The 3,757-nt window shown below is 66.5% G+C and carries 3 protein-coding genes; all 3 read left to right on the top strand.

Annotated elements, in window-relative coordinates; all coding sequences use genetic code 11:
• The first annotated feature begins 429 nt into the window (after positions 1 to 429).
• Positions 430 to 1,338 (top strand): mycofactocin-coupled SDR family oxidoreductase, encoded by a 909-nt coding sequence (locus ACLP25_RS18085; protein ID WP_442470560.1) that lies wholly within the window; start codon positions 430 to 432, stop codon positions 1,336 to 1,338.
• A 543-nt stretch (positions 1,339 to 1,881) separates the two neighbouring features.
• Positions 1,882 to 2,922, top strand: coding sequence for a uroporphyrinogen decarboxylase (gene hemE, locus ACLP25_RS18080; protein WP_442470559.1), 1,041 nt, complete (start codon positions 1,882 to 1,884; stop codon positions 2,920 to 2,922).
• Positions 2,919 to 3,757: coproporphyrinogen III oxidase (locus ACLP25_RS18075; protein WP_442470558.1), on the top strand; the 839-nt coding region annotated here is incomplete at its 3' end. The genes hemE and ACLP25_RS18075, both read left to right, overlap by 4 nt.

Below are 3,757 nucleotides of genomic sequence, written 5' to 3'. Positions count from 1 at the left end.
CCGCGCCGGTAGCCGAGGTGCAGCTTGCCACCCAAATCGAAGTAGGTGGGCTTGGCGGAGGGCTTCAGCCTCGCGCGAGCGGCGCGGGATTCGATCTTCGGGTTGCGCACGTGTCTGGCCATGTTCGTCGATCCTGTCCAATGCCTGTCCAATATATATGGGCGGACGATGGCATACCGCCAAGGACGGGCGGACATGCTGTTTCGGGAAAACAACGGGTTAGGCGTACGGGGGCAGACGCTTATGGACCCAGCCCTTTCCCCGTCACGGCCATCGCCGTGCGAGCGCAGCTCAGTGGCGAGGCGTTGCGTGTGCATGTGACGCGGCGATTGGGAAAGACCATCGGGAGGACAAGAAATTATGACCTCCATTTAGGCCGGCTGATCGACCCATATCGGTGGGCCTCCTCTCTACCGAAAGGAGATCATCATGAGCGATAGGAGCTCGCTGCAGACGGCGGCCGGCGCCATTCCAGAATCGACGGGCTCCCTGCGAGGCAAGGTGGCCGTGGTCACCGGCGCCGCTCGCGGGATTGGCCGCGCCGCCGCGGTCGCCTTGGCCCGCGAGGGCGCAGATGTCATCGGTATCGATATCTGTCGGGTGGTCGACCCGCGGTCTGGCGTTCAGCCATCGACCCCCGAGGATCTGACGGAAACCGGGCGACTTGTCCGGGCGGCCACCCGTCGATGGCTTGCCATTGAGCTCGACCAGCGCGATCTGCCGGCCCTCCGAGCGGCCGCCGCGAGGGGCGAACAGGAATTCGGCGGGATCGATATCCTGTTCGCCAATGCGGGCATCCAGAGCTTCCATCCCCTGCTCGAGATGGAGGACGCGGACTGGAGCATCACGATCGACACCAATCTGACAGGATCGGCGAACGCTCTCCGCGCTTTCGCGCCTCATATGGTGAAACGGGGTGGCGGACGCATCATCCTGACCTCCTCGACCCAAGGCCAACACGGCACGAAATACGGGGCCGCCTACGCGGCGTCGAAATGGGGAATTATCGGCTTGATGAAGTCGGCGGCGCTGGAGCTCGGACCGCATAAGATCACGGTCAACGCCGTTGTTCCCGGCTTGATCGATACGCCGCTGACCCGCCATGAGGAGCGCTACGCGCAAGTGCTGCAAGACGGCGGCAGAACGCCGATGGGGTCTCCCACGGATGAGGAAGCGGCCAAAAAGATTCTCACGGCCAAGACTCCGCTGGGAGTTCCTTGGATCGACCCCGCGGATGTTGCGCCAGTGGTGGTCTTCCTTGCCTCCGATGCCGCGCGCATGGTTTCCGGCGCCGCCTACGATGTGACCGCAGGCGACAGCGCCCGAAATACGGCGTGATCGTCGGTTTGGCCCGTTCACAAGACCGCCGGCGAACGCCCTCTCCTTGCGCACTCCGGCCATTCAGTGGTGAGGCCGGCTTTCTCACCATCGGAATGATGCCGACAAAAACTTGCTAAAAAGAGAAGGCCGTCGTAGTCTGACTCCAATACCCCCGATCCGGACGCGTGATGCCGTTTGCCCTGATCCTGATCTGCCCCCGCTTTGCTGAGCCGGCGCGCGCGATCGGCGCGCCCCTCGGTCGGCCGCGACCGGTCGGCGCACAGCGGCGCGGCGATGGTCGCGATGGGCTCGGGCGTCGATCCGGGCAGCCGAGAATGTGGCGAAAATACGTCAACCGGGGGTCCCCGACGCCGCTGCAAAACAGAATCCTGCGCTTAACGCCCTGATATTGCTCGGACGGTCTTAAGAAATGCACGTGCTGGAGCCCTTGTCAGGTCGATTTCCGGGCTGCCAAAGAGCCGATTCTGAAACCAAAACCGTCAAATCGCGCGTCAAAACGCGCGCTTGCGCGCTTCATTCGCGTCGCGACGAGGGCCAGTCGTGACGTTTTCAAAACCCGCAAAGCCCTTCCTCGCCGCGCTCGCCGGCCAGCGCCAGCCGCGGCCGCCGGTTTGGCTGATGCGGCAGGCGGGACGCTACCTTCCGGAGTATCGGGAGATAAGGGCGCGCGCGGCGAGCTTTCTCGACTTCTGCTACACGCCCGCCTTCACGGTCGAGGCGACCCTGCAGCCGATCCGCCGCTTCGGCTTCGACGCGGCGATCCTGTTCTCCGACATTCTGGTCGTGCCGGACGCGCTCGGCCAGACCGTCAGCTTCGAGTCCGGCGAAGGACCGCGGCTCGATCCGATCACGGACGCTGAAGGGCTTTCGCGCCTCAAGGCCGAGCCGGACTGGCAGAAGCTTTCGCCCGTTTTCGAGACGCTCGACCGGCTGAAAACCGCGCTGCCCGGCGACGTCGCGCTGATCGGCTTCTGCGGCGCGCCCTGGACGGTGGCGAGCTACATGATCGCCGGACGCGGCACGCCGGACCAGGCGCCGGCGCGGCTCATCGCCTACCGGCAACCAAACCTGTTCGCCGCGCTGATCGACCGGCTGGTCGAGGCTTCGGCCGAATATCTTGCTCGCCAGATCGCTGCCGGCGCCGAAGCGGTGCAGGTCTTCGATTCGTGGGCCGGCGTGCTGCCGCCGGCGGAGTTCGAGCGGTGGTGCGTCAAGCCGGTCGCCGCGCTCGTCGCGAAGGTGAAGGCCAAGGCGCCCAAGACCCCGGTCATCGCCTTCCCACGCGGCGCTGCGACCCAGCTCGCCAAGTTCGCCGGCATGGCGGGCGTCTCCGCGATCGGCCTCGACACTGCGGTCGAACCGGCCGCCGCCGTCGCCGCCTTGCCTGGCGATCTGGCGCTGCAGGGCAATCTCGATCCGCTTGCCCTCGTCGCCGGCGGCGCCGCGCTCGACGAGGGGATCGACCGCGTGCTCCAGGGCTTTGGATCGAGAGCGCACATCTTCAATCTTGGCCATGGCATCCTGCCCGAGACGCCGGTCGCCCATGTCGAGCGGATGATGGCGCGGGTGCGCAGCGCATGACCGAAGCCGCCGATCCGACCCGCGCCGATCCGCGCCTCGCTGAGGCGGCGGAATGGTTTCCCGGCTTGCAGCAGCGGATCGTCGCGGCGATGGAGGGGCTCGAACAGGAGTTTCCCGGCGTCGATGCGGCGCGGGTGCCCGGCCGCTTCGCGATCGAGCCGTGGGCGCGGACCGACGCCAGCGGAAGCCCGGGCGGCGGCGGCCGCATGGCCATGCTGCGCGGCCGTTTGTTCGAGAAAATGGGCGCGCATTGCTCGACCGTGTTCGGCGCCTTCCCGGCCGAGTTCGCCGGGCAGATTCCCGGCGCGGCCGACGATCCGCGCTTCTGGGCGGCCGGCGTCTCGGTGATCGCCCATCCGTGGAGCCCGCACGTTCCGACCGTCCACATGAACGTGCGGCTCGTGCGCACGACCAAGATGTGGTTCGGCGGCGGCGCGGACTTGACCCCGATGCTCGACGCGCGGCGCGTCCCGACCGACCCCGACGCCGTCCTGTTCCACGCCGCGATGCGCGGGACTTGCGCGCGCCACGCCAAGGTCGCCGACGCCGACCGCTTCAAGGCCTGGTGCGACGAGTATTTCTTCTTGAAGCACCGTAACGAGTCGCGCGGGATCGGCGGCATCTTCTTCGACCATCTCAACAGCGCGGGCGACGCCGGCAATTCCGCGTTCGACGACGATTTCGCCTTTGTCCGCGACGTCGGCGACAGTTTCATCGCGGTCTATGCCGAGATCGTTCGCCGCAACGCGGCTCGGCTGTGGAGCGCGCGCGAACGCGAGGAACAACTCGTGCGCCGCGGTCGTTATGTGGGTCCAACTTTAGGGGTCCACTATAA

The organism is Roseiarcus sp., from assembly GCF_052145395.1.
Classification (GTDB): Bacteria; Pseudomonadota; Alphaproteobacteria; order Rhizobiales; family Beijerinckiaceae; genus Roseiarcus.
This window is presented reverse-complemented; position numbering and strand designations above follow the sequence as displayed.

Bases quoted from the DNA above. Each gene is read 5' to 3' on its own strand.
- ACLP25_RS18085 (WP_442470560.1), top strand. From the start codon at position 430: ATGAGCGATAGGAGCTCGCTGCAGACGGCGGCCGGCGCCATTCCAGAA.